The organism is Halohasta sp. A2, assembly GCF_056175805.1.
Genome location: NZ_JAQFWV010000230.1, coordinates 1 through 386 on the forward strand (window position 1 = coordinate 1; position 386 = coordinate 386).

General features: G+C 52.1%; 1 protein-coding gene. It reads right to left on the reverse strand.

Translation table 11 applies throughout. The features are described from left to right. Nucleotides 1–108 precede the first annotated feature (108 nt). The gene (locus tag O2S87_RS18930) at nt 109–261 is read right to left on the reverse strand and encodes a DUF7999 family protein (protein WP_475410244.1); all 153 of its coding nucleotides are present in this window, start codon (nt 259–261) and stop codon (nt 109–111) included. Nucleotides 262–386 lie beyond the last annotated feature (125 nt).

Below are 386 nucleotides of genomic sequence, written 5' to 3' on the forward strand. Positions count from 1 at the left end.
AGTCTCGACAGACGGCATACGATGTCCGCAATGGTGTATACAGTAATGCTCGTATGCAGAAGGCAGTCCACTGACAAGCCAACTTCTGTCGTGGGTTATTGACACCGATTAGTCAAGCACTGGGTTCTTATTGCCGGGCCAGCCGGCTTTCCAAACGTTTGCTCGGCTACCAATGCGGTCAAGATTGAGCTGCACTAGCTTGCCTGGATCAAGCTTCGCTAGCTCTTCTCGGAGATCGTTGTCTTCGTATTCGACGACCACTCACAAAGATCACGCTCCTGTGCCTGTCGATGGGCCCGTTCCTTGGCTCCTCGGCTGTTTTTTAGTTCGGGAAGTACCGAATATCACACCGATGAGGTCTGTGATCACTGTCCGAGTTCGGTGTT